Below are 24,888 nucleotides of genomic sequence, written 5' to 3'. Positions count from 1 at the left end.
CGGGTATGATTCGTCTCATTGGCTATTTCTTCGGCATCGGCACGACGCTGGCCCTTTTGGTCGCGGCGGGCGTGGCGATCTATATCGGCCATTTGTCGAAGGACCTGCCCGATTACGAGGTGCTGGCCAAATACGAGCCGCCGGTGACCACCCGCATCCACGCGTCGGATGGCGCGCTGATGGCCGAATATGCGCGTGAGCGGCGGCTTTATCTGCCGATTCAGGCGATCCCGGATCGTGTCAAGGCGGCCTTCCTGTCGGCCGAGGACAAGAATTTTTACAATCACCCCGGCATCGACGTGACCGGCCTTGGCCGCGCCATTGTCGTCAACCTGCAGAATGTTGGCTCGGGAAAGCGCCAGGTCGGCGCCTCGACGATTACCCAGCAGGTGGCAAAAAACTTCCTGTTGTCTTCAGACCAGACCTACGAGCGTAAGATCAAGGAGATGATCCTCGCCTTCCGCATCGAGCAGGCCTATTCGAAGGATCGCATTCTCGAGCTCTATCTCAACGAGATTTTCTTCGGCTTCGGCGCCTATGGCGTCGCCGGTGCTGCACTCACCTATTTCGACAAATCGGTGAATGAGCTCACCGTTGCCGAAGCCGCCTATCTCGCCTCCCTGCCAAAGGGGCCGAACAACTACCATCCCTTCAAGCATGCCGATCGCGCCTTGGAGCGCCGCAACTGGGTCATCGACCAGATGGTCGAGAACGGCTACGTCACGCATGAAGAAGGCGAGAAGGCCAAGGCCGAGCCGCTCGGCGTCACGCCGCGCCGCACCGGCAACTATCTCTTCGCCGGGGAGTATTTCACCGAGGAAGTGCGTCGCCAGATCATCGCGCGCTATGGCGAGAATGCGCTCTACGAAGGCGGCCTTTCCGTCCGCACGACGCTCGATCCGAAGATGCAGCTGATTGCCCGCAAGGCCATGCAGAACGGTCTCATGAAGTTTGACACGCTGCGCGGCTACCGCGGGCCGGTCACGAGCATCGACATTTCCGGCGACTGGGGCGTGCCGCTGGGCAACGTCAAGCGATTGGAAGACGTGCCGGAATGGTCGCTCGCCGTCGTGCTCGACAGCTCTGCCACCGGCCTGTCCATCGGCCTGCAGCCGACGCGCCAGATCTCCGGTGAAATCGTCAAGGACCGCGTCGAAGGCACCGTCAGCAAGGAAGACATGAGCTTCGCCATGCGCCACGTCGTCGATGGCAGGACCGTCAAGGCGAAGTCGCCGGCCGACGTGCTGAAGCCGGGCGACGTGATTTTCGTGCAGAAGAACGAGGGCTCGGACAACAGCTACAGCTTGCGCCAGGTTCCCGAAGTGGAAGGCGGCCTGATCGCAATGGATCCGCATACCGGACGCGTCCTGGCCATGGTCGGCGGTTTCTCCTACGCGCAGTCGGAATTCAACCGGGCGACGCAGGCCATGCGCCAGCCCGGATCGTCGTTCAAGCCGATCGTCTATTCGGCCGCCCTCGACAATGGCTATACGCCCGCCTCCGTGATCATGGACGGGCCGATCACCATCCAGAGCGGCAACACGACCTGGACGCCCAAGAATTACGACGGAACGGTTGCCGGCCCGGCGACCTTGCGCTCCGGTATCGAGAAATCGCGCAATCTGATGACGGTGCGGCTTGCCAACGACATGGGCATGAAGCTGGTCGTGGAGTATGCCGAGCGTTTCGGCGTCTACGACCATCTGGCGCCGTATCTGCCGATGGCGCTGGGATCAGGCGAGACGACGGTGATGCGCATGGTGTCGGCCTATTCGATCATGGCCAATGGCGGCAAGTCGATCAAGCCGTCGCTGATCGACCGCATCCAGGACCGCTACGGCAAGACCGTCTTTAGACAGGACGAACGCGGCTGCTCGAACTGCAACGCCGCCGAGTGGCAGAACCAGCCAGAGCCGGAGCTGGTCGACAATTCCGAGCAGGTGCTCGATCCGATGACCGCCTACCAGATCACATCGATGATGGAGGGCGTCGTGCAACGCGGCACCGGCGCCACCATCAACGAGCTCGGCCGTCACATCGCCGGCAAGACCGGAACGACCAATGACGAAAAGGATGCCTGGTTCATCGGCTATACGCCGAACCTCGTTGTCGGCCTTTATATGGGCTACGATCAGCCGAAAGGCCTTGGCAAGGGCGCGACCGGCGGCGGCCTTGCCGCGCCGATCTTCAAGGATTTCATGCGCGTGGCGCTGGACGGCACGCCCAATGTCGACTTCAAGGTTCCGGAAGGCATGAAGCTGATTGCGATCAATCGCAAGACCGGCATGCGAGCCAACGCGGGCGACGCCGGAACCATCATCGAAGCCTTCAAGCCGGGTACCGGTCCCGCCGACAGCTATTGGGTGATCGGCATGGGTGCGGACGGCTCCAACGCCACCGGCGGGGCGCTGTCGCCGCAGGCCAACCAGGCCATCCAGTCGGGCGGCGGCGGGCTCTACTGATAATCGCTGCATCGGGTCGGACCGGCTTGACGATGATGGTCGAGCCGGTCCATTCCGCTTTACGGAGGCCGGTACATAAAGGGGCCGGCGCTTTACAGGAGACCGTGCCGTCCCTATGTATCGCGCCACCAAACCGCCATCCAGCAACAGGACATAACAGCCAGCCATGCGCGCGGAAACGCAAAACATTGTCGACGAGATCAGGCAGGCAATCACCCTGCTGAGGAGGCATCTTTGACTGGGACCAAGCCATAAAGCGGCTTGAGTACCTGAACGTCCGTGCCGAGGATTCGAGCCTCTGGAACGAGCCGCTGGAAGCGCAAAAGCTGATGCGCGAGCGTCAGGGCCTCGAGGAAGGCATTGCCGCGGTCAAAGGCCTCACCCAGGCCCTGGAAGACAATATCGGCCTCATCGAGCTTGGCGAGGAAGAGGGCGACGAGGGCGTCATCGCGGAGGCCGAAGCGGCGATCCGCTCGATGCGCGGCGAGGCCAAGGCGCGCCAGATCGAAACGCTGCTGTCGGGCGAGGCTGACGCCAACGATAGCTATCTGGAAGTCCATGCCGGCGCCGGCGGCACCGAAAGCCAGGACTGGGCCTCGATGCTTCTGCGCATGTATACGCGCTGGGCCGAGCGGCGCCGCTTCAAGGTCGAGGTGCTTGAAGTGCATGACGGCGAAGAAGCCGGTATCAAGTCCGCCACGCTGCTGATCAAGGGCCACAACGCCTATGGCTGGCTGAAGACGGAATCGGGCGTGCATCGTCTCGTGCGGATTTCGCCCTATGACAGCAATGCGCGCCGCCACACCTCCTTCGCCAGCGTCTGGGTCTATCCCGTCATCGACGATACGATCGACATCGACGTTTCCGAATCCGACGTCCGCATCGACACGTATCGGTCGTCGGGATCGGGCGGCCAGCACGTCAACACCACCGATTCGGCGGTGCGCATAACCCATCTCGCCACCGGCATCGCGGTTGCCTGCCAGGCCGAGCGCTCCCAGCACAAGAACAAGGCCAAGGCCTGGGAAATGCTGCGCTCGCGGCTTTACGAGGAAGAGCTGAAGAAGCGCGAAGCGGTGGCGAACGCCACCGAAGCGTCGAAGAGCGATATTGGCTGGGGCCACCAGATACGGTCCTACGTGCTGCAGCCCTATCAGCTGGTGAAAGATCTGCGCACCGGCGTCGAGAGCACCAGCCCGTCGAGCGTGCTCGACGGCGACCTCGACGATTTCATGGAAGCCTCGCTGTCGCAGCGGATCGAAGGTGGCGCCGGCGAAACGGTGGCCGATATCGACTGAGGCGCCGGGCACCAATCCGGCAGGAACGTGGGTTCATCACGCGAGCGTTACGGCCACCGCGCGAGAGTGACGAGCTCTCAATTCGCACTTACCTGTCGTTCTACAACTTTGTTTTTCATCGGATTCTTCAAGATCGATTTCCGCTTTTGACGCGGATGTCGCGGGCCGCCGGTGCCAAGCCTGGAACCAGCGCGAGCCAAATCCCGTTATTGGCGATCCCGTTGCCGGGCTTGACCAGGTTTCGTCAATCAGGGCGGCAGGTTGGTTCCGACTGCAGAGGTCGGCGTTCGGTTGCGACAGCAATTGCTTACCAGCCCAGCATTCATGCGCTGGGGAGGAAAAAAGCATTTATGGCCGGACGCGGCGTATCTGCGACCTGACGATCCGGCCACTGGGAAGACACGTTCCGGGAACGGGCAAGCGAGATGCTTGACAACCGTTGATAGGAACTGCGCTCATGCTTGCTCTCACAACCAGACCGGCCCCAGTCGCCCGCACGGCGCGCCGACTCCTGAATTCACTTGTCGCGGCAGTGGTTTTGATTGCTGCCGCCATTCCATTTGCGGCGCCTGCTCTGGCGCATGATGCCAAACCGACCGCGGCCATGCCGCAAGGCTGGAGCTATCCGTTCTCCTGCTGCTCGGGCTATGATTGCCGCGAGGTCTCTCAGACATCGATCAGCGAACGTCCGGAGGGCTATGTCATCAAAGGAACCGGGGAGGTCGTGGCCTATAGCGACAAGCGGATCAAGAATTCGCCCGACGGCGAATATCATTGGTGCTCCGTTGCCGGTGCCAATGACGGAAAGACCATCTGCCTGTTCGTGCCGCCATCGTCCTATTAGCGCATGACGCCCAAAGCTTGCCGACGGGCTGACCCGAAGGTGCGCCGGCTTTGGCTCGATGAGCCTTCGATCGGCACTCCAGCACTTTTAACCTGCCTATCGCAGGCTCACAGGCCTGCTGACTGGCAGTTGTCAGGAGCGCTTCTTTATGCTGCCTTTGCCGTACGGGGCGGCGGCATTGTGAGGGACCAATTCATGACCATCAAGGCAAGCTGCCACTGCAAGGCGACGACGTTCGAGGTTTCGCAAGCGCCGCAGACGGTGACGCGATGCACCTGTTCCTTCTGTTCGAAACGCGGTTCGTTGTGGGCCTATTACACCCCATCGCAATTCAGACTCACCAGCTCGCCGGAGAATGTCTCGTTCTACCTGTGGGGATCGAAAACCATAAAACACGGTTTTTGCGCCACCTGCGGCTGTGGCACCTTCACCGAGACGCCGGACTGGTCGACAGGCGAGCCGAATTTCGACAATCCGAAGATCAGCGTGAACTCGCGGCTGTTCGACGATTTCGATCTCGACACGGTCGAAGTGGTGGTCATCGACGGCAAGAATCTCTGGTAGCCGATCGAATTGCGGTGGTCGCGCGAGCCGCTGCAGGCGTGTGGAATTGAGCCGGGGAAAGCCGCGGCAACGGCTTTTGCTGGTCCGCTTTTCGCCGCATTTCATGTTACAAGTCGCTGGAAGGGCTGATGCGGTGCGCCGTTGCGCGGCCGTGGAATGGAGAGGGACCACCGTATGAAAAAGATTGTGCTCGCCGTCGTGGCGACGGCTGTGCTCGTGAGCGCATGCACCACCGATCCCTACACCGGGGAACAGAAGGTTTCCAACACCGCTGCCGGCGCCGGTCTCGGTGCTTTGGCGGGTGCCGGGCTCGGCATGCTTGCCGGCGGTAACGACCGCCGCAACGCGCTGATCGGCGCGGGCATCGGCGCGCTTGCCGGCGGTGCCATCGGTGCCACCATGGACCAGAACGAGGCCGAACTGCGCCGACAGCTTCAGGGCACCGGCGTCAGCGTCACCCGCACCGGCGACCAGATCATCCTCAATATGCCGTCCGACATTACCTTCAACGTCGACCAGGACGCGGTGAAGGCCGGTTTCTATCCGGTGCTGAATTCAGTGGCCCTTGTGCTGAAAAAGTTCCGCCAGACCACGGTCGACGTGTTCGGCCACACCGACTCGACCGGCAGCGACGAGCACAATTTCGACCTTTCGCAGCGCCGTGCTTTGGCGGTCGCCAACTATCTGTCCGGACAGGGCGTCGATTCCCGCCGCTTCGCCGTCACCGGCTTCGGCAAGACGCGTCCGATCGCCTCCAACGCGACCGCTGCCGGCCGGGCTCAGAACCGCCGCGTCGAGATACAGCTGTCGCCGCTTACCTGAGGCAAGCGCACGAACCGGCAGCGGCCCCGCAAGGGGCCGCTCTAATGGCTATGCCGGCCCTCTGGCCGCCGGCACCCTTCGTTCGTGATGTCAGGACCGGGCCGGCTGATCGACAATCGCGGCAACGATCCGGCGCACGATCGGAAGCACAATCAGCAGACTGGGAAACGCGACAAGCCATGAAGCGCCCCATGCATAGCTCCAGGCTGCTATAAACCCGTTCGTCCAGCCTGCGCCGATTGCCGTCGAAACCGCCGAGACAATCGAGGACATCAGAATCGAAAGAACCAGCGGCATCACCACCGCGCCGTAGGAGGGCGGCAGCTTTCTCAACTTGAAGGCTCGGTCCGGTGATGCTTGCATCGAAATCTCCTAATCAGAAATATGCATAGGCGTTATTGTGAGGACGATCAGGCGGCATATGCCGTCTGCAGCGCCAATTCCCGAATGAAGCTTCGCAGCGAACGCGGCTCGCGGCCAAGCACGGCACGCAACGTCAGGCTGTTCCCGCCGAGGCCGTATTTGGCGTAGTGGCTGTGTACCTTGGCCAGCATCTGCAATTGCCGGTCGGTATAGGGAAGGCGGGCCTTCGCCGCCCAGTCCTTAAATGTCGGCTCGCCCGCCGAAACCGGCCGGCCAAGCGCTTCGCTCATCATGGCGACGACCTCTTCGCGGCTGTGCATACCGTCGGCGCACAGCTCGAGGGTCGCATAGGACAAACGTGCTTCGGTCAATGCGATTGCCGCCACTTCAGCCACATCGCGATAGTCGACGCGGGCGAGCTTCGCCGTCCTTGGAAACGGCTCGGCGAAAACGCCGTGCTCGACGACGGACGGCCAGGCCCCCGCAATATTTTGCATGAAATTGGCCGGGTGCAGAATGGTGTATTCCATGTTCGTCGAATAGAGGGCAGCTTCGACGGGTACCTTGCTTGCATGGTTTTCCAGCCTCGTATTGGTCGGCTGGATCACCGACGAAAAGACGAACTTTCGAACGCCTGCTCGCGCCGCCGCCTCAACCATGGCAACCCCCATGGCGGCTTCGTCGGGAGCAAAGGCCGGTCCGATGTGAAAGACACCGTCGACACCTTTCACGGCCTGCTCAAGGCTCTGATGGTTGCGCAGATCTCCGATCGCGATCTCGGATGCGCCGGCTTTCCGGGCTTTTTCGGCACTCGCGGCGTCACGAACAAGCGCCCGAATCCTGGCATTGCGGCCGACGAGTTCAGGCACTACCAAACCGGCAACGCGGCCTGCGGCGCCTACGACCAGGATGGTTGGACTGGACGTTCGCATGACGATCTCCTTCCCTCGAGTCTGCCTTTCGGCCTGTGCAGGGAAGATAAAATCTAGCGAACTGCGTTACAATTAATCGAATTTGCGATAGTTTCTCCCGATTTTCGGGAGAATGAGCGATGAGCCGGATAGATGATTTCGAAGCCTTCATTGCCATTGTCGAGCATGGCAGCCTGACGGCTGCCGCGCGCCGGCTGAACCGCTCGCTGCAGTCGGTCAGCCGGTCCCTGGCGACATTGGAGGAATCAATCGGGGTCGAGCTTCTGCACAGGACGACACGCCGCTCGAGGCCGAGCGAAGCCGGAGCGGCCTTTTTCCAGCGCATCAAACCCGCCGTCGAGGAAATTAACGAAGCCAGGCTTCAGGCGGCCAATCGACGGTCGGAGCCATCGGGCATCCTGCGTGTGAGTGCCCCTGTTTTGTTCGGCCCGGACTTCCTCGTGCCGGTTATCGCCGACTACATGCGGACATATCCCCGGGTCGAGGTTGACCTCAAGCTTTCCGATGAATTTGTCGATCTTGATGCCGAGGGTCTCGATCTGGCGGTAAGAATCGGCAATTTGCCGGATTCCAATTTACGTGCGAAGCGCCTGGGCGCGCTGCGACGCGTGGTGTTCGGCGCACCTGCCTACTTCCAGCAACACGGCCGACCGGCCCATCCGCTCGAATTGCGTGAGCATGAATGCATCGTACGAACCGTCGACGGCCGCCCAGGCGAATGGGTGTTTCAGATTGAAGGCAAGCCCCGGCCGGTGAAGGTCGCGGGCACCTTCCGGTCGAATTTGATGATATCGATCTATGCAGCCGCGGTTCACGGATTGGGATTGGGCTACTCGCCGCTTTGGCAGGTAAAACACTTGGTGGACGACGGCTGCCTGGAGCTGGCTCTGACCGACTTCGAGCCAGTGCCGGTGCCGATACACGCCGTGTGGCCGGAAGGCAGATCATCCTCGGCCAAAGTCCGCGCTTTTCTGGACCTGTTGGCATCCCGCCTGGAACTCAAGAACCTTTAGGCGCAGACCAAACTCAACGCCGATCTTACCTCATCGACATCAAGTTCGTGATGAGAACAGCCGTGGCGGCATCGAGTGCGGGTTGATGAACCTCCGAATGACCGATGTCCTTCAGCTGTTCGGTCGTCAGATCTGCCAGTGCTCTGCGTCTCGCGACGGTCCGCCGCCATCCCGTGAAGGCAGCGATCATCATTGCTGCGCCTTTCAGGCTAGACCCAAGCAAGCGTTTGGACATGCTGCGGGCAGCGCGAGTTGCCGTGTGAGCCATTGTTTTGGTCTCCCATTTCGAGTTTGCGGATGGGAGCGTGCCACGCAGGGGTTTTCGGGCTGTTCGGCTGTGCGTGAACAACTGGGAGAAGTCCGGCGATCCGCCGTTAAATCGGTGTTAAATCGATCCGCCGAGATGCTATTCTGTCGCTGCATAGAAGCCTGGAGACGATTTGTGCGCATCCGGTTGCTTGGTGGCCTGGCGGTTACTTCCCCGGAGCATCGGCCTGTCCGGTTCGCCACACGCAAGACTTCGCTCCTTTTTGCTGCTCTGGTTCTCGCGGGCCGCCGCGGCCATGGTCGCGAGCAGCTTTCCGAAGCCTTTTGGCCGGGGCGAAGCAACGGGCAGGCCCGCAATAGTTTGCGGCAAGCGCTGGTCGACATCAGGCGCACGTTCCCCGCCAGCTCGGATGCAGCCGTCTACATCTATGGGGATCAGGAAACCGTTGCGCTGATTGCCGGTCCGGATGAGGCGGACATCTCGATCTTCGACAGGAAATTGGAGCAGGGCCGAACCGCCGATCTCGCCTTCGCCGCCGATCTCTACCGCGGCGAGCTGCTTGCCGGGCAAGCCATCCCTGACGAACTGGACGAGTGGTTTGGACCGTATCTGAGCAAGTATCAGCGCAAGGCGCTGCAATTGGTCGACCGGCTGAGCCTGGCGCTGCCCGCACCCGGCTCAGCCGAAGAGACGGCCTGCGAAGGGCTCGCGGAGAGATTGCTCGCCTCGGATCCGACGGCGGAGGCAGCCCATCGGGCGCTTATCCGCATCCACGCTCATCGAGGCCACGAAAACGCCGCCTTGCGTCAGTTCGAGCTGTGTCGGGCAGCTTTAAGGAAACATCTGAACGCCGAGCCTGAAGAGCAGACAAGCTCGCTGGCGGCTTCCCTGCAGTCCCGTGAACGACCTGAACATCAGCGGCCGGAGCCAAGCTCTGGCGCCGCATCACTGGCGCCGGTTCTGGCAGTCCCGACGAGGCGCGACGACCAGCCATCGATTGCGGTGCTGCCGTTTCAGAACCTAAGCGGTGATATCGAGCAGGAATATTTTGCCGACGGCATGGTGGAAGACATTGTCACCGCCTTGGCTCACTTTCGTCACCTGTTCGTAGTCGCACGGAATTCGAGCTTCACCTACAGGGGACGGTCCATAGACATAAAGCAGGTCGGGCGTGAGCTGGGCGTGCGCTATGTGGTCGAGGGAAGTGTTCGCCGGGCGGGCGACCGCCTGCGCATCGCCGGGCAGCTCATCGACACCTCGACGGAGGCCTATCTCTGGGCCGACCGTTTTGACGGGATGCTCGCCGAAGTCTTCGATCTGCAGGACCAGGTCGCCTCGAGTATTGTCGGCGCAATCACACCGAAAATGGAGGAGGCTGAGATCGAGCGTGCCAAACGCAAGCCGACAGAAAGCCTCGACGCTTATGATTACTACCTCCGCGGGCTGGCGGCCTTTGACCGGACGATCACTAGTAGATCGGCCATCGACGATGCCTTGCGCCTCTTCATGAAAGCGATCGACCGTGACCCGGAGTTTGCCGCAGCCTATGCGCGGGCGGCGCGGTGCTACGCCACCCGAAAAAGCAACGGCTGGATGGTCGACCGCGCGAAAGAGAATGCCGAGGCTACTCGACTGGCCAGGAGAGCGGTCGAACTCGGAAGGGACGATGCGATTGCGCTTTCCTTCGGTGGATACGTCCTCGGCTACGTAGGTGGCGACCTTGACGACAGTGCGGCTTGCATCGATCGCGCGCTCGTTCTCAACCCGAATCTAGCGGCCGCGTGGGGCCTAAGCAGCTGGGTCAAGGCTTGCTTTGGCGAGCCAGGCAAGGCCGTCGAGCACGCCGCGCTTGCCATGCGCCTAAGCCCATTGGATCCACGTCTGTTCGCTTGGCAATTCAACACCGGGCTCGCTCATTTTTGTGCCGGCCACTACGATGACGCCGCCGCTTGGGCGGGAAAGTCGCTACGGTACCAACCGAACTACGTGAGCGCGATGCGTGTAGTGGCGGCGAGTCATGCCCTGGCGGGACGCCTGTCGGAAGCGCAGCAGACTATGGCCCGGGTCTGCGAGGTCGATCCCTCGCTGCGGCTCTCGAATCTCGCCGAGGTGCTGCCGCCGTTTTATCGACCGGACGATCGCAGCAGATATATCGAAGGCCTTCGCAAGGCGGGGCTGCCGGACTGACTGGCGGCAACGCTTCGCGCGGCCATGGGACGCGCAAGCTGGATATCAGACCTTGGCGACGATCCGCATGAAGGCCGGCATGTCGTCGCCGAAGCCGACGGTCGCGTCATTGTCTTCCTGGCGCTGGCGGGCAGGGCGCTCGCGCTGCGGCCTGGTGTCGCCGCGTTCGGGCGCACGCCGTTCGTTGCGATCGGGCGAAGCCTTCCGTTCAGGTGAAGCCTGGCGCTCGCTGTTTTCCGAGCGGATCGCCTCCTTGCGGGTACGCCGCTCGCCAATATCGGCGACGGCGGCTTCGGCCACGACCGGCTGTTCCTCGCTAACCGCTTCCGGCGCTGCTTCTTCGCTGCGCTTGGCGTGGCGTTCACGCGGCTTGCGCTCGCCCCTGTCCTTGGCGTCGTCCTTACGCCCGGCGCGGCGTGGCGCACCACGGCCACGGCGCGGGGCCTCGTCCTCGCCGCCCTCGCTGGCGACGACTGTCGACAGGTCGCCGTCATGCCACTCGATCTTGGTGCCGATCAGCCGTTCGATGGCGTCGATGTATTTGGTGTCCGATTTGGTCGCGATGGTGAAGGATTTGCCGGAGCGTCCGGCGCGGCCGGTGCGGCCGATGCGGTGGACATAATCCTCGGCGTGGATCGGCACGTCGTAGTTGAAGACATGGCTGACGTCGGGAATGTCGAGGCCGCGCGCCGCGACGTCCGAAGCGACGAGGTAGCGCAGCTTGCCGTCACGGAAATTGGCCAGCATCTGCATGCGCGCGCGCTGGTCCATGTCGCCGTGCAGAGCGCCGGCGTCGAAATCATATTTGAGCAGCGAACGGAACAGCTCCGACACCTCGACCTTGCGGTTGCAGAAGATGATGGCGTTCTTCAGCTCGGCATCCTCGGCCTTCATCAGATTGCGCAGCGTCTCGCGCTTGTCCCAGGGTTTCGGGCCGGATTTCACCAGCCGCTGGGTGATGTTGGTGGCGGCCGATGCTGCCTTCGACACTTCGACGCGCACCGGCGCGTGCAGGAATTTCTCGGTGAGCTTGGTGATTTCCGGTGGCATCGTCGCCGAGAAGAACAGCGTTTGCCTGGTGAACGGGATCATTTCGCAGATGCGCTCGATATCGGGGATGAAGCCCATGTCGAGCATGCGGTCGGCCTCGTCGATGACGAGGATCTCGACGCCGTTGAGCAGGAGCTTGCCGCGTTCGCGATGGTCGAGCAGGCGGCCTGGCGTCGCGATCAGCACGTCGGCGCCGCGCTCGAGCTTCTTGTCTTGCTCGTCGAAGGACACGCCGCCGATCAGCAGCGCGATATTGAGCTTGTGGTTCTTGCCGTATTTGACGAAGTTTTCCTCGACCTGCGCGGCGAGCTCGCGCGTCGGCTCGAGGATCAGCGTGCGCGGCATGCGGGCGCGGGCGCGGCCCTTTTCCAGCCGGGTGAGCATCGGCAGGACGAAGGACGCCGTCTTGCCGGTGCCGGTCTGGGCAATGCCCAGCACATCCTTGCCGAGCAAGGCGTGCGGGATAGCACCAGCCTGGATCGGCGTCGGCTCGGTGTAGCCGGCATCGGTAACTGCGGAAAGGACCTTCGGCGACAGGCCGAGGTCTGCGAAGGTCAACGCTTCTTGAGCGATCTGGGTGTCTGAGGACAAGTTTGGCGGTCTTTGGCTGGTTCGGGGGCGCAACATAAGCAGTCGCGGCAAGCGCCGCGCGCCTGCAAGATTGGTATTGCAGGTAGGCGCAAGCCCACGATTTGTCAACACAAACGGGCGGCATTGGCACGATTGTGAAGTCGTAACCTTAATCGCGATGGTTACCGCATCGCCGATGCCGACTTTCCAGGAAGGCAACAGTTTTTTCCGCACCAGCGCAAGTGTTGCGGATCAGCAACGCCTTGCTGCATTCATCCCGATTGCACGGCAAAATTGCATTTAGGATTTGAGTTGGAGCAGAAACCTTGACACGAATGATTCATCCATTTTTCTTAGTCGAGGGGCCACATCATGAAAAAAATTCTTCTCTCTGCCGCATTTGTGGCACTTGCCTTGATGCCGGCGATGGCGGCCGACGTCGTGGAGTTGCCGGTTGCGTCAACATACAACTGGACGGGCTTTTATTTAGGCGCGCATGTCGGCGGCGGCAAAAGCAAGGTGGACTGGGAATATAGCCTTAACGGGGCGACGGCTGATCACGATGGCAGCGGTGCTCTAGGCGGCGTTCAGGCCGGCTACAATTTCCAGAGCGGAAATATAGTCTATGGTATCGAGGCGGATATCGCGGCCGCCAAGATCGATGGGGACACATCTTGCCCAAACCCAGCCTACACTTGCGAGTCCGATGTAAAGATGCTCGGTTCGTTGCGGGGTCGAATTGGCTACACGATGGACAGGCTGCTGATTTACGGTACCGGTGGTCTCGGCTATGGAACCATAGAGATTGGCACCAGTGGTCCCGTCGGGACGAACGATACCACGAAGACCAAAGCAGGCTGGACGCTGGGTGCGGGCCTGGAATATGCCTTTAATGATCACTGGTCGCTCAAGGGCGAATACAAGTATTTCGATCTAGGCAAGGGCGATTATACGGTCGACGGCGGCGAGAATGTCGAGGCAAAGGTCCGGATACACACCGGAGTTGTCGGCCTGAACTACAAGTTCTAAATCGTAAGGATCGGTTGCGGCGAGACTTTGTGTTGCACTGGACCCGGCCTCGTGCCGGGTTTTACTTTTGTCGTTTAATACCTGAACTGTTCGGCGAGAATGCGCTCGTTCCACGAATGGTTGGGATCGAACAGCAGCGTCGCCGTTGCCGTCGGCGATTCCCTTACCGTGACCGTCGTCACCGCCTTGACCTCGGTGTGGTCGGCGGCGGCGTTCACCGGCCGCTTTTCCGGCTCCAGAATGTCGAAACGCACGCTCGCCTTGTTGGAGAGCAGCGCGCCGCGCCAGCGGCGCGGGCGAAACGGGCTGACCGGGGTCAGCGCCAGCAGCGGAGCGTCGAGCGGCAGGATCGGCCCGTGCGCGGACAGATTGTACGCGGTCGAGCCGGCCGGCGTCGCAATCATCACGCCGTCGCAGTGCAATTCCTCCAGCCGCTCTTGCCCATCCACGGTGATGCGGATCTTGGCGGTCTGGTAGGACTGGCGCCAAAGCGCGACCTCGTTGATCGCCAGCGCCGAAATCGTCTCGCCCTCCGCCGTAACTGCCTGCATCTCCAGCGGGCGGATCGTTTCGGCAACGGCCGCCGCGATGCGCCCGGTCAAGCCGCTGGCGCGGTATTCGTTCATCAGGAAACCGATGGTGCCACGGTTCATGCCGTAGACCTTCTTTCCCGTGCTCATCGTCTCACGCAAGGTCTGCAGCAGAAAGCCGTCACCACCGAGCGCCACGACGATCCCAGCCTCTTCGACGGATGCCTGGCCGTAACGCGCAGAAAGGCTTTCCAGCGCCGCGTTGGCGTCGGCTGTACCGGATGAGACGAAGGCGAAACGGTTGGCGGTTTTGCTCATGGCTCTCAACGACAACCGATTGGCAGCGATCGATTGGCGGCGACCGGTTGCTGGGCCGCGCCAGCGCCGGGTTAGCATGGGTGGGCATTTCTGCAAAGGGAGGGAGGTGTCTTGATATGGCGGCCGAACAGGGCGCACTCGCGCATCATGTCGCGGGACAAAATGATGTGATGGTTAAGGCCCGCCTTAAACCCTCGTAAAGCCGGATCGATCATGTTAGCCGGCAGTGAATGGGCGGCGTGGGGGCTAACCAGTCGAGGCCGATCTATTGCCGCTGGCACGCTTGATTATCGTCTTCCTGATGCTGGCAAGTTTTGCCCTGGCTTTCGCGGAACTGGTGCGCCAGTCGGAAGAGAAGAGTTTTAGACCGCAGCCCACCGCCTCACGCTGCGGCGACGCGGCCGGAACGCCCTGTCCGCAAAGGGCACTTTGACGCCACATACTATTGCTTATCGGGCGAGCAGATGGCAGCCGGCCTGGCGCTTTTGCGCGAGATACTCGTCGACAAGCTGGCGATAGCGGACTCTCCCGAAGCTCGGGAAATGGCCGCCATGCACGACCGAGACATCGAGATCGCGCATGCGCAGTAGCGTTTCGACATATTCGTCGATATCGGAGTGATAGACGTCGTCGATCAGCGGGCCGTCATAGATGATGTCGCCGGAAAACAGGATGCCCGTCCTGTTTTCGTAGAGCGCAATGCCGCCGGGTGAATGACCGGGCGTGTGGATCACCTCGAAGGCACGGTCGCCGAGATCGAGGATATCGCCTTGCTCGACCAACCGGTCGGCTGGTGCGGGCAGGATCCGGTAGCGCTTCGTGTCCCAGCCTTGCGGCATGCCGTCGAACATCTCGTCGGTGGCATAGCGGTCGGCAACCGTCCATTCCTTGCGCGGGTCGGCGAGGATCCCGGCTTCGGCCGGGTGCACGCAGCGGTCGGGGAATTCGTGATGGCAGCCGATATGATCGAAATGCGTGTGGCTGGCCACGCAGATGAGCTTGCGCTCCGTGACCAGCGGCACGTGGCGGCGCAGGCTGAAATGGCCAAGGCCGGTGTCGAACAGAAGATCGCGGTCGCGGCCGCGCACATGCCAGATGTTGCAGCGGAAGAACGGCTTGATCCACGGCTCGTGGATCAGCGTCACGCCATCGCCCATGCGGATGGTTTCGTACCAGTGGCCGGCGTCGATGGTTGGAAGCGTGCTCATGTTCAGTCCGCAAGCAGGATGATGTCGCCAGCATCGCACGATACCGCGACCACGTCGCCCGGCTGGACGGCCGATACGGCGGGGACCTTGGCGATGAAGTGCAGCGCCGGGTCGGCCGCGGAGGTCCCCAGAACACGCTTGAAGCTGCCCTGAAAGACGACGTCGCTGACATTGGCCGTACCGAGCGCGACAGCACCGCCGGCCGCGCCGAGGACAAGGTGCTCCGGCCGGATGGCCAGCGCAACGGTCGAGCCGGCCGGCAATGTGCCAGGCACGGAGAGCGACCCAAGCTTCGTGGTGACGGTGATCTTGCCGCTCTTCGCCTCGGTCACCGTTCCCGATATCAGCGTGCTTTCGCCCATGAAGGTCGCGGAAAAGCGCGTCGCCGGCCGTGCATAGACGCGCTCGGGCGGTCCTTCGTCCTCGATGCGCCCGTCATTCATCACCACGCAATGGTCGGCCAGCGCCATCGCCTCTTCCTGGTCGTGGGTGACGTGGATGAAGGCGGTGCCGACGCGTTTCTGGATCGCCTTCAATTCATCCTGCATCTGCCGACGCAATTTCAGGTCGAGCGCGCCGAGCGGCTCGTCGAGCAACAGCACCGCCGGCTCGACCACCAGGGCGCGCGCCAGCGCGACGCGCTGCCGCTGACCGCCCGAAAGCTGATGCGGCTTCTTGTCGAAGGCAGTGGCCAGCCCGACCAGCGCCAGCGCCTCGCGCGCCCTTGCTGCCCGGGTTTCGCCATCGACACCCCGCATGCGCAGCCCGAAGCCGACATTGCTGCCGACGCTCATATGCGGGAACAGCGCATAGTCCTGGAACACGGTCGTCGTCGGCCGCTTCGCCGGTGGCACTGCGGTGCAGTCCTCGCCGCGGATCAGCACCTTGCCTTCGCTCGGTGTGACGAAGCCGCCGAGGATGGACAGAAGCGTCGTCTTGCCGGAGCCGGATGGCCCGAGCAGGATCGTGTAGCTGCCCGGCTCGATCGTCAGCGAGACGTTCTTCAGCACGGTGAGCTGGCCGAAGCGATGCGAGACAGAGCTTATATCGACCAGTGGCGCACTCATGCCGGCTTCCTCCGCAACAGCATCAGCTCGAACAATACCACCAGTACGATGGAGACGGCGAAGACCAGCGAGCCGACGGCGTTGGTCTTGGGATTGAGGCCGGAGCGCAGCAGGTTCCAGATCTCGACCGGCAGCGTCGTGTCGAAGCGCGTCAGCAGGAACGAGATGACGAATTCGTCCCAGGAGAAGGTCATCGACAGGAAGAAACCGGCGAAGATCGCCGGCGCCATAACGGGTACGGTAATCAAAAGCAGCACTTTCCATTCGGCGGCGCCGAGATCGCGCGCGGCGCGCTCGATATTGATCTGGTGGTCGCCCATCTGGCTGTAGATGATGGCAAAGCAGAGCGGCAGGTTGATCACCACATGGCCGATGCCGGCGGCCATGAGCGACTTCGGCACGCCGGCCCAGTTGAACAGCACCAGCAGCCCCATGCCGATGATGAGATAGCTGACGGTCAAGGGCAAGGTGATCAGCCCGCGCATCAGGCTCGAGCCCGGCAAGGCGAAGCGCGCAAAACCCCAGGCGGAGAGAAAGCCGAGCGTGACGGCGACAGCCGAGGAGACGACCGCCACCAGCAGCGAATTGACCAGCGCCGAAGTCAGCCGCGTGTCGGCGAGCACGGCCTCGTACCAGCGCAGCGACGGCCCGGTGAAGGGCGGGATCGGAAACGAGGTTGCCTGCAGCGAAAACAGCACCAGAACGACGACCGGCAGAAAGATGAAGCCGTAGATTGCGATGGCGTAAAGGCCGGAGACGAGGCGGATGAAAGCGCGCATGGTCAGGCCCGGTCGATCTTCAGCCAGCGGGCGCAGGCGAGGTAGGCGATGGTGACCACCGCCATCAGGATGATCGACAGCGCCGAGGCGAGCGGAAAGTCGCCGCGCCGGCCGATCTGCATCATGACGAGCTGCGGCATCAAAAGCTCGTTGTTGCCGCCGAGGATCTGCGGCGTGATGTAATCGCCGATGCACAGCACAAAGGTGAGGAAGGCGCCGACCATGATGCCAGGCAGCGTCAGCGGCAGAACGACATGCAGGAAAGTCCGAACCGGCCCGGCGCCGAGGTCGGCGGCGGCCTTGCGGTAGCTGGGGCTGAGCTGCTTCAGATTGGCGAAGATCGTCAGCGTCAACAGCATGACGAAGAAATGCACGAAGCCGGTGACGGTCGCTAGCCGGGTATTGGCGAGTTGCAGCGGTTCGCCGAACAGGCCGGAGCCGGTCAACGCGCGGTTGACGACGCCGTTCTGTGCCAGCACCAGCAGCCACGAATAGGAGCGCACGACATAGGAGGTCCAGAAGGGCAGCACCGCCAGCATCAGCGCCAGCCGCTGCCAGCGCTCCGGCACCTGTTCGGCCAGAATCCAGGCAAAGGGATAGGCAAGCAGCACCGAGATAATGGTGACGATCGCTGTGACCTGTAGCGAGTTCACCATCGCCTGCCAGTAGGACGGATTGGCAAAGAATTGGCTGTAGTTAGACAGCGTGAAGCCGCCGCCTTCATGCGCCGTCAGGCTGGATACCGCCATGGCGACGAAGGGCAGCACGAAGAACAGCAACGTCCAGCCGAGCGCCGGCGTGACCAGCGCCCAGGGCAGGGCACGCCCGCTGTTGACGGAGTTCACGACTGGCAGCCGGTCATTGCGCCTGCAGCATTTCGGTCCAGACGTCCTGCATCTTCTTGTCGAGATCGGCATTCGGCGCCGGATAGGCCTGGGCGCGGGCGAGGAATTCCGGCTGCTCGTCGAAGCGCAGGATCTTCTTCTGCTCGTCGCTCAGGGCCGCCTTGCTGTTGGCCGGCATGCCCCAATAGCAGGACGAGGTGGCGAGCCGCGCCTGCCCTTCGGGGCTCATAATGTACTGGATGAATTTAAGCGCCAGCTCCTTGTTCTTGGAATCCTTGAACATTGCCAGCGACTGCGACCACAGCACCGCGCCTTCTTTCGGAATAGAGAAGTCGAGGGCAGGGTTTTCCTTGGCCAGCCCCGCCGTCACCCATTCGCCGCCGCCGACCAGTATGTCGACTTCGCCGGTCGCCAGTGCCGTCTGGCTGGCGGTCACTTCGCCGACCAGCTTGGCGTTGGCCTTCATTTTGAGCAGCTCTTCCTTGATGGCAGGAAGGTCGGCTTCCGTCAGTTCCGCCGTCTTCTTGCCGATCGCCAGTGCGGCCATGCCGATGACCGGCAGGTAATAATCGTAGATGGCGATCTTGCCCTTGTATTTGTCGCCGGTCAGCGCGGCAAGCGACTGCATGTCGGCCGGGTCGACCTTGGTCTTGTTGTAGCCGATCGTGTTGTAGCCGAACTTTTCGGTGATGCCGTAACGCTTGCCGTCGACGACGGTGGAGCTATCCATCTTCACCTGCGGAAACAGATCGGCCAGCGGCAGCTTATCTTCCGGTAGCGGTTCGAACAGGCCTTTTTCGACGCCGCGCGGTATGTCGATGCTGTCGATCACCATCACGTCCCAGTCGCCCGGCTGCGACTGTTCGACGATCGCCAGGCCGGCGCCGGTGCCTTCGAACTCCTTGACATTGACCTTGACGCCGTTCGCCTCCTCGAACGGCTGCAACAGCACCGGATCGGCGTGATCGCACCAGATCAGCGCGTTGAGGTCCTGCGCCTGAGCGAGGCTGCCAGCCGCCAGCAGCAGTGCTGCGGCGGCGCACGCGCCTTGGAGATAGCTCTTCAGAAAGGAAAGCGGACTCCTGACGGTTGGATTGGGGGTCTTTGGATTGACGGACATCGGGTGTTCTCCCTTGCCTTTTTGGCTTGTAGCAAAAAATTGAACCAATTCTAAAATTGAGTCAATTCTGTTTTTGTGGCAAACAGCCGCTATGAGCGGATTGCGGGCAAGGCAGAAGGCGGATCGGCACCGCCGCATCATCGAGGCGGCGGCGGCGCTTTTCCGCGATGCCGGCTATGAAGGCGCCAAGATCGAAACCATCGCCGCGCAGGCCGAAGTCTCGGTCGGCACCATCTACAATTACTACCAGAACAAGGGCGACATCCTCGGCGCCATCGTTTCGATGGAGGTCAACGAGGTGCTGAATGCCGGGCGCGGCGTCGTCGCCAACCCGCCAGCCAATGTCGGCGACGCTCTCGATACGCTGCTCGGCATCTATATCGAACATTCGCTGCATTATCTCAGCAAGGAGATGTGGCGGCAGGCGATGGCGATCTCGACGCAACTGCCGGACAGCCCGTTCGGCCAGGCCTACACGGCGCTCGACCGGGCACTGACCGAGCAGATCCGCGCGCTGATCGCCAGGCTACAGGCGCTCGGCCTGGTGCGCCGCGACATCGATGGTCCGGCGCTCGGCGAACTCATCTTCAACAACATGAACATGATGTTCATCGAGTTCGTGAAGCGCGAGGAGGCGAGGATTGCAGAGTTGCGCACGGCGATACGCAGGCAGAACCGGATATTGGTGGCGGCGATCGGAGTGTAAGAAGATCAAGGGCGAGTAGGGCCAGCAACACAAATCGCCGTTGCCGGAGCATCGCCTAACGGTTGATCAGCCATAGAATGGCCGAGAGCACGATGCTGACCAGTATCGCCGTGGTGATAGGGACATAAAGCCTGAAGTTCTCACGCTCGATTACGATATCGCCGGGCAGCCTGCCAAGGCCGGAGCGGGCCAACCAAGGCCACAGCAGGCCTATGGCGACTATGCTGAGACCAACGACGATCAGAGTTCGCGACATGGCATCCTGCCGGAAAGTGTCGTGCCAGAAATATAGTGTTGACGGGTCTCGCAAGCAGCGCTTCCTCTCGATGTTGCCTCTTGAGTTGAGATTGAAATCTGCTACAACCTGAACGGGCATCAAAGGAGGGATCGGATGCGGATTTCCATCTGGCATTGGGCTATACTGCTGCTGCTGATCGGCGTGCCTGTTTTCTTTGCCGTTCGGTCAGCCGCAAAGCCATTACAGGATCCTTCGGCTCTCGTAGGTTTTGGAGGCTGGCTTATGCTGCTGGCGATTGGACAGTGCTTGGCACCTTTCCGCACGCTGGCTGAGCTGTTCTCTTCGAGCGGGACCTATCGACAGCTAATGACGCTCCCCAACGGCGCCTTGGCGGTCTACGGCGAGATCGCCCTGTTGCTGGCGTTTCTGGTGCTCCAGCTGGTTGTGTTCGTTGCAATGCTCCGGCGGAGTTACCGCTTCAAGCAGCTGTTCCTGTATCAGTGGTTTGCAATTCCAGTCGTGTTTTTTCTGGACGCGGTATGGATCTCAGCGGTTATGAGCGCTCCTGTGAGCTTGGTGCTTGCAGGGGATGCGTTGGTACTGCCCGCAGTTTCTTTTGTCCTGACCGGGATCTGGGTCGCCTACGTTTACAAGTCGGTCAGGGTGAGAAACACGTTCGACAGGGCCGCGATATCCGGTCAGGTCACGAGTGCTTCATAGAGCTTGCCGCGAGCCCTATGTGTGGCTGCTGACAAAAATGCCGGGCGCGCTGCATCGACCCGGATCACCCGGCCTGTAGGCCTGCTCGAGCGAGGATTTCAGGCGCCGGCGTGACATGCCCGTGCGGCTTGCAGTAGCCGGGGTCGATCGCGCGATAGCCGAGCAGATGGCCGAGTGGCGCCAGGATCCCCAGCGCCACTCGCTGAATCGCAGGTGGCGGGTACGTGAAGACGATTACGTCGGCAAATTCTCTGGCGATGACTGCCGCCTGAAGCGGCGACGGCCTGCCTTTTTTGTCCACCTTGCCGGCATTGGCCAGGCCGAAGAGCATGCCGATCAGCAGCTCGAAACGGTTCGGGTCGACATTGTCCGCACCTGGCGCCCGGTCGACTTCGACCAGCACATGCGCTTCTTCGGTTTTGCTGCTGTTCCACCAATCATGTGCGACGCCTGCTTCGACCGTGGCGGATTGGCCTGGCCCCAGGGACAAAGTCTTCCCGGCGATGCAAGCGTCGAGCCGGCCACGGAGGACGGTAAACCGCTCTGTCAGGTTCGGGTGGTAGTGCTCGCCCACCACTGCGGCCCCCGGCCGGGCGGTCAGATGAGCGATGCCAGGTCCCTGGCCGCGGTCTTCGGTGCCACGCAGGATGACCGCATATTCGCCGGTCACCTTGTTCTCGTAGACATCTCCACAGCGTGACATGGATCAGCTCCGGGTTTCAGAGCACCGCTGCCGGCAAGCTTACGGTTAAAGGGTTGGCGGTTCAACGACCGCTCGAACGAGCGGTTGTGAAACTCCTGCGCCGGCTCCGTCGACACGGGCGCGACCGGTGCTCTCTACCGGACATGCTTAGGCGGGCGCGCTCGCGGAAACGGCACGACCGTCAGTGGCGCCTTGCGGAATTCCGCGATGGCTATTTCTTCAATCAGCGCGTCGAGGGCCTCGTTGACGCGTCGGCTCGTTTCATCCGCGCCGCAGAGGCGGTTTTGTGCGCACTCCAAAAGCTCGCGCGCCGCGGCGAAATCACTACGCATGACAACACCTTTGGTTTTTGGCCCGCCGCACGGGCATTGTCGGCGCGCTTAATTGAGCGAGTGCTAATATACACTGGAGCAATTTAATCGAATGCTGTTAAGTGGCCGTCGGGAGGCGGGACGAACCTATGGCCCAGCAAAAAGCAAGACAGGAATGAGCTCGGCGTCTCCTGGTAGGAGATGCTTGAGCCCGATCTGGTTCAGGCTAAGCCGGCAATTTCACGGGAACTTTCTGGCGATCCCGACGCTCCCGGTCCGTACCGTCCTAATCTTTCGTATAGTCAGGCCCAAAACGGGTCGGCAGGTTGTCGGCGAGTTTCAGCCAAGGGAGCTTCTCCTCAAAAGCGACATGCAGCGTAGGTGCAAATTTTTCTGGCTCCTCCATCGCCGCCGCAAAAAAATGCATGACATCAGACATGTTCTTTGAGCGGAAGGACAGCGGCGTACCACAGTGATCGCAAAATGTTCTTTCCACACCGGGAGAAGAGTTGAATACCTTCGGTAGCTTGCCCAACCATCGCCATTGGCCGTTCAAGACGCCAATATAGGTGGTCATCGGCGCAGAACATTGCCGCCGACAACTTTCACAATGACAGACCACGCAGGCCTGTGCCGGGCCATCGACTTCAAAGGCAATAGCGCCGCATAAGCAATGACCACGCATGCAAATACTCCTCGAGTCAACAAGGACAGCTTCATGCCTGGGCGTGAGGGAGGCGCCATGAAATGCACCGAGCTGGCGCCCAATTCCGACATTCGGCGCTGGCGATTGTCCTCGCCCGCGCGAGGCGTTGCCTCCAAGCTGCCTTCACTATCGCCTTTGCGGCATATTGAAATGTTCGTAGAGTTTCTCCGCCAGGCCGCTGGCGCCAAAGCCCGTCAATACCGATGAAAGTGCCAGCGGCGCCTTCTTGTCGAGCATGGCCTTGGCGATCATCAGATCGTCGCTTCGCTTATGAGTCCTCAGCCTAATACGATCTTGGGCGGCTTAAGAATTCTCTGGCGGCGGCAATCTGGCGTCGATGCTCGCGAAGGAATGCCGCGCCGAAGCAAATGGCGAATGCCAGTACCGAAAGGCTTGTCGTTGCTCTTGATGCAGGATCGGGATCGGGACTTACCAGGAAACGAAAGCCGAACGCGAAGGCGAAGACGACAACGCCACCAAACATGCCGCTGATGAAGGGGGCGGTCGTGCGTTTCTGCTCCAACGACAACTCCTAGGTTTTCCGGTAGGGAACTATGGTTTCCGCTAGGGAATATATGCGTTGAAGCTGATGTGCTACCGATCTTGACGGCCCCGGCCTGTGGATATCGGGGATGAGCAGATCTCAAGCGCCCCGGAGGTCTCAAGAAGCCCGTGCTGGTGCCCCCGGACGGCGCTAAGGGCCAAATCCAACTGGAGCAGTCCACCCGAATTTTACCCCTAAAAATCAAGGGAATACGAGAGTATCTTCCCCTGAAGAGGTTAAGCTCGGTGTACCTCTTTGTGCCCGAGCGGTGTACCTTCTGTCACCCTTGTTAGGCGTGGACGTTGACCATTACCCGCTGCCGTTCGTAGTCGCATAGTGCGCAGTGCAGCTCAGGAACACCTTCCCACTATCCAACCCTCTGGGATCAAAACCCAATCACTCAGAACGACCGAGTTCGACCCCATTGCGGACGCTCGTCGAAGTGTAGATGCTGCAGATGTCAGGAGGGTATCGCTTGATGTGGACCTTTGGGAAAAAGCTACTCGCGAAATCAAAAACAATGAATGCATTGCTCGGAGATGTCGTCTTCAAGACACCCCCGGTCGTCGGAAGTGCTAGCGATTCTTTCCTCGAATGGCGCGTTAAGAGGTCAATAGACCAGCGAGACGTCTACATAGGTCTTTCGATGAGGCCCGATGGTTACGCTGGTGCGGAAGGTTCCCCTACAAATTACATGAACTTTAGCCTTGAAGCGGCTACTCGGCTTCGGGACAATCTTAACGAGTGTATTGCTGTCGCTCGGCATCAAATGGATGATGATACTTCACCAGATACAAAACGAATGGCGTAAGTGTATGAACGACCTTGGGCACCTTCCTTCGGTAGACCTTCCGATTGCCGCGCGGTTGGACATGCTCCAGTGTCATTTTCATCCTTGGTGGACCCTCGGTGTACCTTTTGGTGTACCTCGGGGGACGTTGAAACCCTTGAGTTCCTTGATTTCTGGGGTTTGTCGGGTGGAAACTGGTGCCCCCGGACGGGATCGAACCGCCGACCTTCGGTTTACAAAACCGCTGCTCTACCAGCTGAGCTACAAGGGCACGGCGCTCCGGTTAGCATATTTGCTGCGCCAGTAAAGACAAAACTCCGTTTTTCGGTTCCCGGCGATCGCACCGGCTCTGCCGCCAGGGCGTCCTGAAAACGGCCAATTCGCTCCCTGTATTGATCGAAGGTGCAATCGCATCAGCGAGGCAGTCGCATGATCAGGTTTGTCATCATTCTCCCGCTCGTCGTCGTGGCCTGGGTTCTCCTGGTGAAACTCGTCAAGGATCTGAAGCGCGCCAATATCGACTGGACCGGCGTCATCACCATCATCGGCTTCATCGCGCTCGCGTTCTGGCTTCGCCATATCACCGGCATGGGCTGAGGCCTGCCGATCGGTCCGGTGAACTGTCGACCAGCGCGACCGTTCGTGGTCGCGGCTAACAGTATCAGACTGGCACTCCACTGCCCCCTTTTTCTGCGTGTCTGAGTGGCAGGGCAGAGGGGTTGTTCCTCCGACCTCTTGGGACCTGGGTTCCTCGCCCTCCGCGAAGCGGCGGAGAGGTGGGCGGCGCGCGCCCCGGGAGGGGGGGGGGGGATGTGGCGGGGCCCGCCAAGAGGGGGGGGGGGCGGGGCCGCCCCCCCCCCCCAACCCCGGCGCGGGCGCCCCCCCGGCCGCGGAGCATCAA

General features: G+C 61.3%; 28 protein-coding genes and 1 tRNA gene. 12 read left to right on the top strand and 17 right to left on the bottom strand.

Annotated features, from left to right (window positions below; all coding sequences use genetic code 11):
- The first annotated feature begins 5 nt into the window (after positions 1–5).
- The 5 genes from NKI79_RS27785 to NKI79_RS27765 all read left to right on the top strand — a co-directional run bounded on the left by NKI79_RS27785 (position 6) and on the right by NKI79_RS27765 (position 5,990).
- Positions 6–2,462: a penicillin-binding protein 1A gene (locus NKI79_RS27785; RefSeq protein ID WP_352508562.1), complete on the top strand. Its 2,457-nt coding sequence runs from the start codon at positions 6–8 to the stop codon at positions 2,460–2,462.
- 166 nt (positions 2,463–2,628) lie between these two features.
- A protein-coding gene (gene prfB, locus NKI79_RS27780) for a peptide chain release factor 2 (RefSeq protein ID WP_352451084.1) occupies positions 2,629–3,760 on the top strand; the annotation gives its coding sequence in 2 pieces (ribosomal slippage) (positions 2,629–2,694 and positions 2,696–3,760; 1,131 coding nt in all).
- A 457-nt stretch (positions 3,761–4,217) separates the two neighbouring features.
- Positions 4,218–4,604, top strand: coding sequence for a hypothetical protein (locus NKI79_RS27775; RefSeq protein WP_352477462.1), 387 nt, complete (start codon positions 4,218–4,220; stop codon positions 4,602–4,604).
- 195 nt (positions 4,605–4,799) lie between these two features.
- A complete protein-coding gene (locus NKI79_RS27770; protein WP_352477463.1) occupies positions 4,800–5,168 on the top strand; it encodes a GFA family protein in 369 nt (122 codons plus the stop codon).
- A 174-nt stretch (positions 5,169–5,342) separates the two neighbouring features.
- A complete protein-coding gene (locus NKI79_RS27765; protein WP_254817106.1) occupies positions 5,343–5,990 on the top strand; it encodes a YiaD family glycine zipper/OmpA-like lipoprotein in 648 nt (215 codons plus the stop codon).
- Between the two features lie 90 nt (positions 5,991–6,080).
- On the opposite strand, the gene NKI79_RS27760 is transcribed toward NKI79_RS27765, so the two are convergent.
- Together NKI79_RS27760 and NKI79_RS27755 are read right to left on the bottom strand one after the other, a co-directional pair.
- Complete coding sequence (locus NKI79_RS27760) at positions 6,081–6,353, bottom strand: DUF2798 domain-containing protein (protein ID WP_023679921.1); 273 nt, start codon at positions 6,351–6,353, stop codon at positions 6,081–6,083.
- 47 nt (positions 6,354–6,400) lie between these two features.
- Positions 6,401–7,285 (bottom strand): NmrA/HSCARG family protein, encoded by an 885-nt coding sequence (locus NKI79_RS27755; protein WP_352806064.1) that lies wholly within the window; start codon positions 7,283–7,285, stop codon positions 6,401–6,403.
- A 119-nt stretch (positions 7,286–7,404) separates the two neighbouring features.
- Here NKI79_RS27755 and NKI79_RS27750 point away from each other — a divergent pair, with 119 nt between their 5' ends.
- On the top strand, positions 7,405–8,298 hold the full coding sequence (locus NKI79_RS27750; protein ID WP_352477465.1) for a LysR family transcriptional regulator: 894 nt from the start codon (positions 7,405–7,407) through the stop codon (positions 8,296–8,298).
- A gap of 25 nt (positions 8,299–8,323) precedes the next feature.
- Here the strand turns inward: NKI79_RS27750 and NKI79_RS27745 are convergent, their stop codons facing one another.
- Positions 8,324–8,488, bottom strand: a complete 165-nt coding sequence (locus tag NKI79_RS27745; protein WP_352578265.1) for a YjiS-like domain-containing protein — start codon at positions 8,486–8,488, stop codon at positions 8,324–8,326.
- Between the two features lie 252 nt (positions 8,489–8,740).
- On the opposite strand from NKI79_RS27745, the gene NKI79_RS27740 reads away from it, so the two are divergent.
- Complete coding sequence (locus NKI79_RS27740) at positions 8,741–10,753, top strand: BTAD domain-containing putative transcriptional regulator (protein WP_352477468.1); 2,013 nt, start codon at positions 8,741–8,743, stop codon at positions 10,751–10,753.
- Positions 10,754–10,798: 45 nt separating this feature from the next.
- Here the strand turns inward: NKI79_RS27740 and NKI79_RS27735 are convergent, their stop codons facing one another.
- Positions 10,799–12,394, bottom strand: coding sequence for a DEAD/DEAH box helicase (locus tag NKI79_RS27735; RefSeq protein WP_352477469.1), 1,596 nt, complete (start codon positions 12,392–12,394; stop codon positions 10,799–10,801).
- Here NKI79_RS27735 and NKI79_RS27730 point away from each other — a divergent pair.
- Both NKI79_RS27730 and NKI79_RS27725 read left to right on the top strand, forming a co-directional pair.
- A complete protein-coding gene (locus NKI79_RS27730; RefSeq protein WP_352806061.1) occupies positions 12,381–12,677 on the top strand; it encodes a hypothetical protein in 297 nt (98 codons plus the stop codon). The genes NKI79_RS27735 and NKI79_RS27730 overlap by 14 nt on opposite strands.
- Positions 12,678–12,745: 68 nt before the next feature.
- Entirely contained in the window at positions 12,746–13,402 is a 657-nt protein-coding gene (locus tag NKI79_RS27725) for an outer membrane protein (RefSeq protein ID WP_352477471.1), read from the top strand.
- Positions 13,403–13,476: 74 nt separating this feature from the next.
- Here NKI79_RS27725 and NKI79_RS27720 read toward each other — a convergent pair whose 3' ends face one another.
- The 6 genes from NKI79_RS27720 to NKI79_RS27695 all read right to left on the bottom strand — a co-directional run bounded on the left by NKI79_RS27720 (position 13,477) and on the right by NKI79_RS27695 (position 19,269).
- The gene (locus NKI79_RS27720; RefSeq protein WP_352649923.1) at positions 13,477–14,250 is read right to left on the bottom strand and encodes an NAD kinase; all 774 of its coding nucleotides are present in this window, start codon (positions 14,248–14,250) and stop codon (positions 13,477–13,479) included.
- 449 nt (positions 14,251–14,699) lie between these two features.
- Complete coding sequence (locus NKI79_RS27715) at positions 14,700–15,458, bottom strand: MBL fold metallo-hydrolase (protein WP_352806057.1); 759 nt, start codon at positions 15,456–15,458, stop codon at positions 14,700–14,702.
- A gap of 2 nt (positions 15,459–15,460) precedes the next feature.
- Positions 15,461–16,525, bottom strand: coding sequence for an ABC transporter ATP-binding protein (locus NKI79_RS27710; protein WP_352806055.1), 1,065 nt, complete (start codon positions 16,523–16,525; stop codon positions 15,461–15,463).
- Positions 16,522–17,304 carry an ABC transporter permease gene (locus NKI79_RS27705; protein WP_352806052.1) on the bottom strand — a complete coding sequence of 261 codons (783 nt, stop codon included), beginning with the start codon at positions 17,302–17,304 and terminating at the stop codon, positions 16,522–16,524. The genes NKI79_RS27710 and NKI79_RS27705 overlap by 4 nt, the downstream gene beginning before the upstream one ends.
- Positions 17,305–17,306: 2 nt before the next feature.
- Positions 17,307–18,149 (bottom strand): ABC transporter permease, encoded by an 843-nt coding sequence (locus NKI79_RS27700; RefSeq protein ID WP_352806049.1) that lies wholly within the window; start codon positions 18,147–18,149, stop codon positions 17,307–17,309.
- A gap of 13 nt (positions 18,150–18,162) precedes the next feature.
- Positions 18,163–19,269: a polyamine ABC transporter substrate-binding protein gene (locus tag NKI79_RS27695; RefSeq protein ID WP_352806046.1), complete on the bottom strand. Its 1,107-nt coding sequence runs from the start codon at positions 19,267–19,269 to the stop codon at positions 18,163–18,165.
- Positions 19,270–19,360: 91 nt separating this feature from the next.
- Here NKI79_RS27695 and NKI79_RS27690 point away from each other — a divergent pair, with 91 nt between their 5' ends.
- Positions 19,361–19,975, top strand: coding sequence for a TetR/AcrR family transcriptional regulator (locus NKI79_RS27690; RefSeq protein ID WP_254817119.1), 615 nt, complete (start codon positions 19,361–19,363; stop codon positions 19,973–19,975).
- A gap of 55 nt (positions 19,976–20,030) precedes the next feature.
- Here NKI79_RS27690 and NKI79_RS27685 read toward each other — a convergent pair whose 3' ends face one another.
- Positions 20,031–20,231, bottom strand: coding sequence for a DUF2905 domain-containing protein (locus NKI79_RS27685; protein ID WP_254817120.1), 201 nt, complete (start codon positions 20,229–20,231; stop codon positions 20,031–20,033).
- Positions 20,232–20,366: 135 nt separating this feature from the next.
- Here NKI79_RS27685 and NKI79_RS27680 point away from each other — a divergent pair, with 135 nt between their 5' ends.
- Positions 20,367–20,933 carry a DUF2569 family protein gene (locus NKI79_RS27680; RefSeq protein WP_352806041.1) on the top strand — a complete coding sequence of 189 codons (567 nt, stop codon included), beginning with the start codon at positions 20,367–20,369 and terminating at the stop codon, positions 20,931–20,933.
- A gap of 64 nt (positions 20,934–20,997) precedes the next feature.
- On the opposite strand, the gene NKI79_RS27675 is transcribed toward NKI79_RS27680, so the two are convergent.
- The 6 genes from NKI79_RS27675 to NKI79_RS27650 all read right to left on the bottom strand — a co-directional run bounded on the left by NKI79_RS27675 (position 20,998) and on the right by NKI79_RS27650 (position 24,258).
- Positions 20,998–21,636 carry a cupin domain-containing protein gene (locus NKI79_RS27675; protein ID WP_352806038.1) on the bottom strand — a complete coding sequence of 213 codons (639 nt, stop codon included), beginning with the start codon at positions 21,634–21,636 and terminating at the stop codon, positions 20,998–21,000.
- A gap of 134 nt (positions 21,637–21,770) precedes the next feature.
- Positions 21,771–21,968 carry a hypothetical protein gene (locus tag NKI79_RS27670; RefSeq protein ID WP_084641813.1) on the bottom strand — a complete coding sequence of 66 codons (198 nt, stop codon included), beginning with the start codon at positions 21,966–21,968 and terminating at the stop codon, positions 21,771–21,773.
- A 265-nt stretch (positions 21,969–22,233) separates the two neighbouring features.
- A complete protein-coding gene (locus tag NKI79_RS27665) occupies positions 22,234–22,632 on the bottom strand; it encodes a GFA family protein (RefSeq protein ID WP_352508546.1) in 399 nt (132 codons plus the stop codon).
- Positions 22,633–22,779: 147 nt separating this feature from the next.
- Complete coding sequence (locus NKI79_RS27660) at positions 22,780–22,905, bottom strand: hypothetical protein (RefSeq protein WP_302894114.1); 126 nt, start codon at positions 22,903–22,905, stop codon at positions 22,780–22,782.
- 31 nt (positions 22,906–22,936) lie between these two features.
- Entirely contained in the window at positions 22,937–23,176 is a 240-nt protein-coding gene (locus NKI79_RS27655; protein ID WP_352649911.1) for a hypothetical protein, read from the bottom strand.
- A 1,006-nt stretch (positions 23,177–24,182) separates the two neighbouring features.
- A tRNA-Thr gene (locus tag NKI79_RS27650) sits at positions 24,183–24,258 on the bottom strand.
- 158 nt (positions 24,259–24,416) lie between these two features.
- On the opposite strand from NKI79_RS27650, the gene NKI79_RS27645 reads away from it, so the two are divergent.
- Positions 24,417–24,584: a hypothetical protein gene (locus NKI79_RS27645; RefSeq protein ID WP_352806034.1), complete on the top strand. Its 168-nt coding sequence runs from the start codon at positions 24,417–24,419 to the stop codon at positions 24,582–24,584.
- Positions 24,585–24,888: the final 304 nt, after the last annotated feature.

This window comes from Mesorhizobium sp. M0340 (assembly GCF_040321535.1).
In the GTDB taxonomy this organism is placed as follows: Bacteria; Pseudomonadota; Alphaproteobacteria; order Rhizobiales; family Rhizobiaceae; genus Mesorhizobium.
Note: the sequence above shows the minus strand (reverse complement) of the source record. Positions and strands in the feature narration are given on the sequence as shown.

Excerpts from the sequence above, each read along its gene's own strand:
- NKI79_RS27670 (WP_084641813.1), bottom strand. The coding sequence starts at position 21,968 with ATGCGTAGTGATTTCGCCGCGGCGCGCGAGCTTTTGGAGTGCGCACAA.
- NKI79_RS27695 (WP_352806046.1), bottom strand. The coding sequence starts at position 19,269 with ATGTCCGTCAATCCAAAGACCCCCAATCCAACCGTCAGGAGTCCGCTT.
- NKI79_RS27750 (WP_352477465.1), top strand. The coding sequence starts at position 7,405 with ATGAGCCGGATAGATGATTTCGAAGCCTTCATTGCCATTGTCGAGCAT.
- NKI79_RS27720 (WP_352649923.1), bottom strand. The coding sequence starts at position 14,250 with ATGAGCAAAACCGCCAACCGTTTCGCCTTCGTCTCATCCGGTACAGCC.
- NKI79_RS27760 (WP_023679921.1), bottom strand. The coding sequence starts at position 6,353 with ATGCAAGCATCACCGGACCGAGCCTTCAAGTTGAGAAAGCTGCCGCCC.
- NKI79_RS27715 (WP_352806057.1), bottom strand. The coding sequence starts at position 15,458 with ATGAGCACGCTTCCAACCATCGACGCCGGCCACTGGTACGAAACCATC.
- NKI79_RS27705 (WP_352806052.1), bottom strand. The coding sequence starts at position 17,304 with ATGCGCGCTTTCATCCGCCTCGTCTCCGGCCTTTACGCCATCGCAATC.
- NKI79_RS27685 (WP_254817120.1), bottom strand. The coding sequence starts at position 20,231 with ATGTCGCGAACTCTGATCGTCGTTGGTCTCAGCATAGTCGCCATAGGC.
- NKI79_RS27785 (WP_352508562.1), top strand. The coding sequence starts at position 6 with ATGATTCGTCTCATTGGCTATTTCTTCGGCATCGGCACGACGCTGGCC.
- NKI79_RS27645 (WP_352806034.1), top strand. The coding sequence starts at position 24,417 with ATGATCAGGTTTGTCATCATTCTCCCGCTCGTCGTCGTGGCCTGGGTT.
- NKI79_RS27770 (WP_352477463.1), top strand. The coding sequence starts at position 4,800 with ATGACCATCAAGGCAAGCTGCCACTGCAAGGCGACGACGTTCGAGGTT.
- NKI79_RS27675 (WP_352806038.1), bottom strand. The coding sequence starts at position 21,636 with ATGTCACGCTGTGGAGATGTCTACGAGAACAAGGTGACCGGCGAATAT.
- NKI79_RS27725 (WP_352477471.1), top strand. The coding sequence starts at position 12,746 with ATGAAAAAAATTCTTCTCTCTGCCGCATTTGTGGCACTTGCCTTGATG.
- NKI79_RS27710 (WP_352806055.1), bottom strand. The coding sequence starts at position 16,525 with ATGAGTGCGCCACTGGTCGATATAAGCTCTGTCTCGCATCGCTTCGGC.
- NKI79_RS27755 (WP_352806064.1), bottom strand. The coding sequence starts at position 7,285 with ATGCGAACGTCCAGTCCAACCATCCTGGTCGTAGGCGCCGCAGGCCGC.
- NKI79_RS27665 (WP_352508546.1), bottom strand. The coding sequence starts at position 22,632 with ATGCGTGGTCATTGCTTATGCGGCGCTATTGCCTTTGAAGTCGATGGC.
- NKI79_RS27660 (WP_302894114.1), bottom strand. The coding sequence starts at position 22,905 with ATGATCGCCAAGGCCATGCTCGACAAGAAGGCGCCGCTGGCACTTTCA.
- NKI79_RS27680 (WP_352806041.1), top strand. The coding sequence starts at position 20,367 with ATGCGGATTTCCATCTGGCATTGGGCTATACTGCTGCTGCTGATCGGC.
- NKI79_RS27690 (WP_254817119.1), top strand. The coding sequence starts at position 19,361 with ATGAGCGGATTGCGGGCAAGGCAGAAGGCGGATCGGCACCGCCGCATC.
- NKI79_RS27745 (WP_352578265.1), bottom strand. The coding sequence starts at position 8,488 with ATGATCGCTGCCTTCACGGGATGGCGGCGGACCGTCGCGAGACGCAGA.
- NKI79_RS27765 (WP_254817106.1), top strand. The coding sequence starts at position 5,343 with ATGAAAAAGATTGTGCTCGCCGTCGTGGCGACGGCTGTGCTCGTGAGC.
- NKI79_RS27775 (WP_352477462.1), top strand. The coding sequence starts at position 4,218 with ATGCTTGCTCTCACAACCAGACCGGCCCCAGTCGCCCGCACGGCGCGC.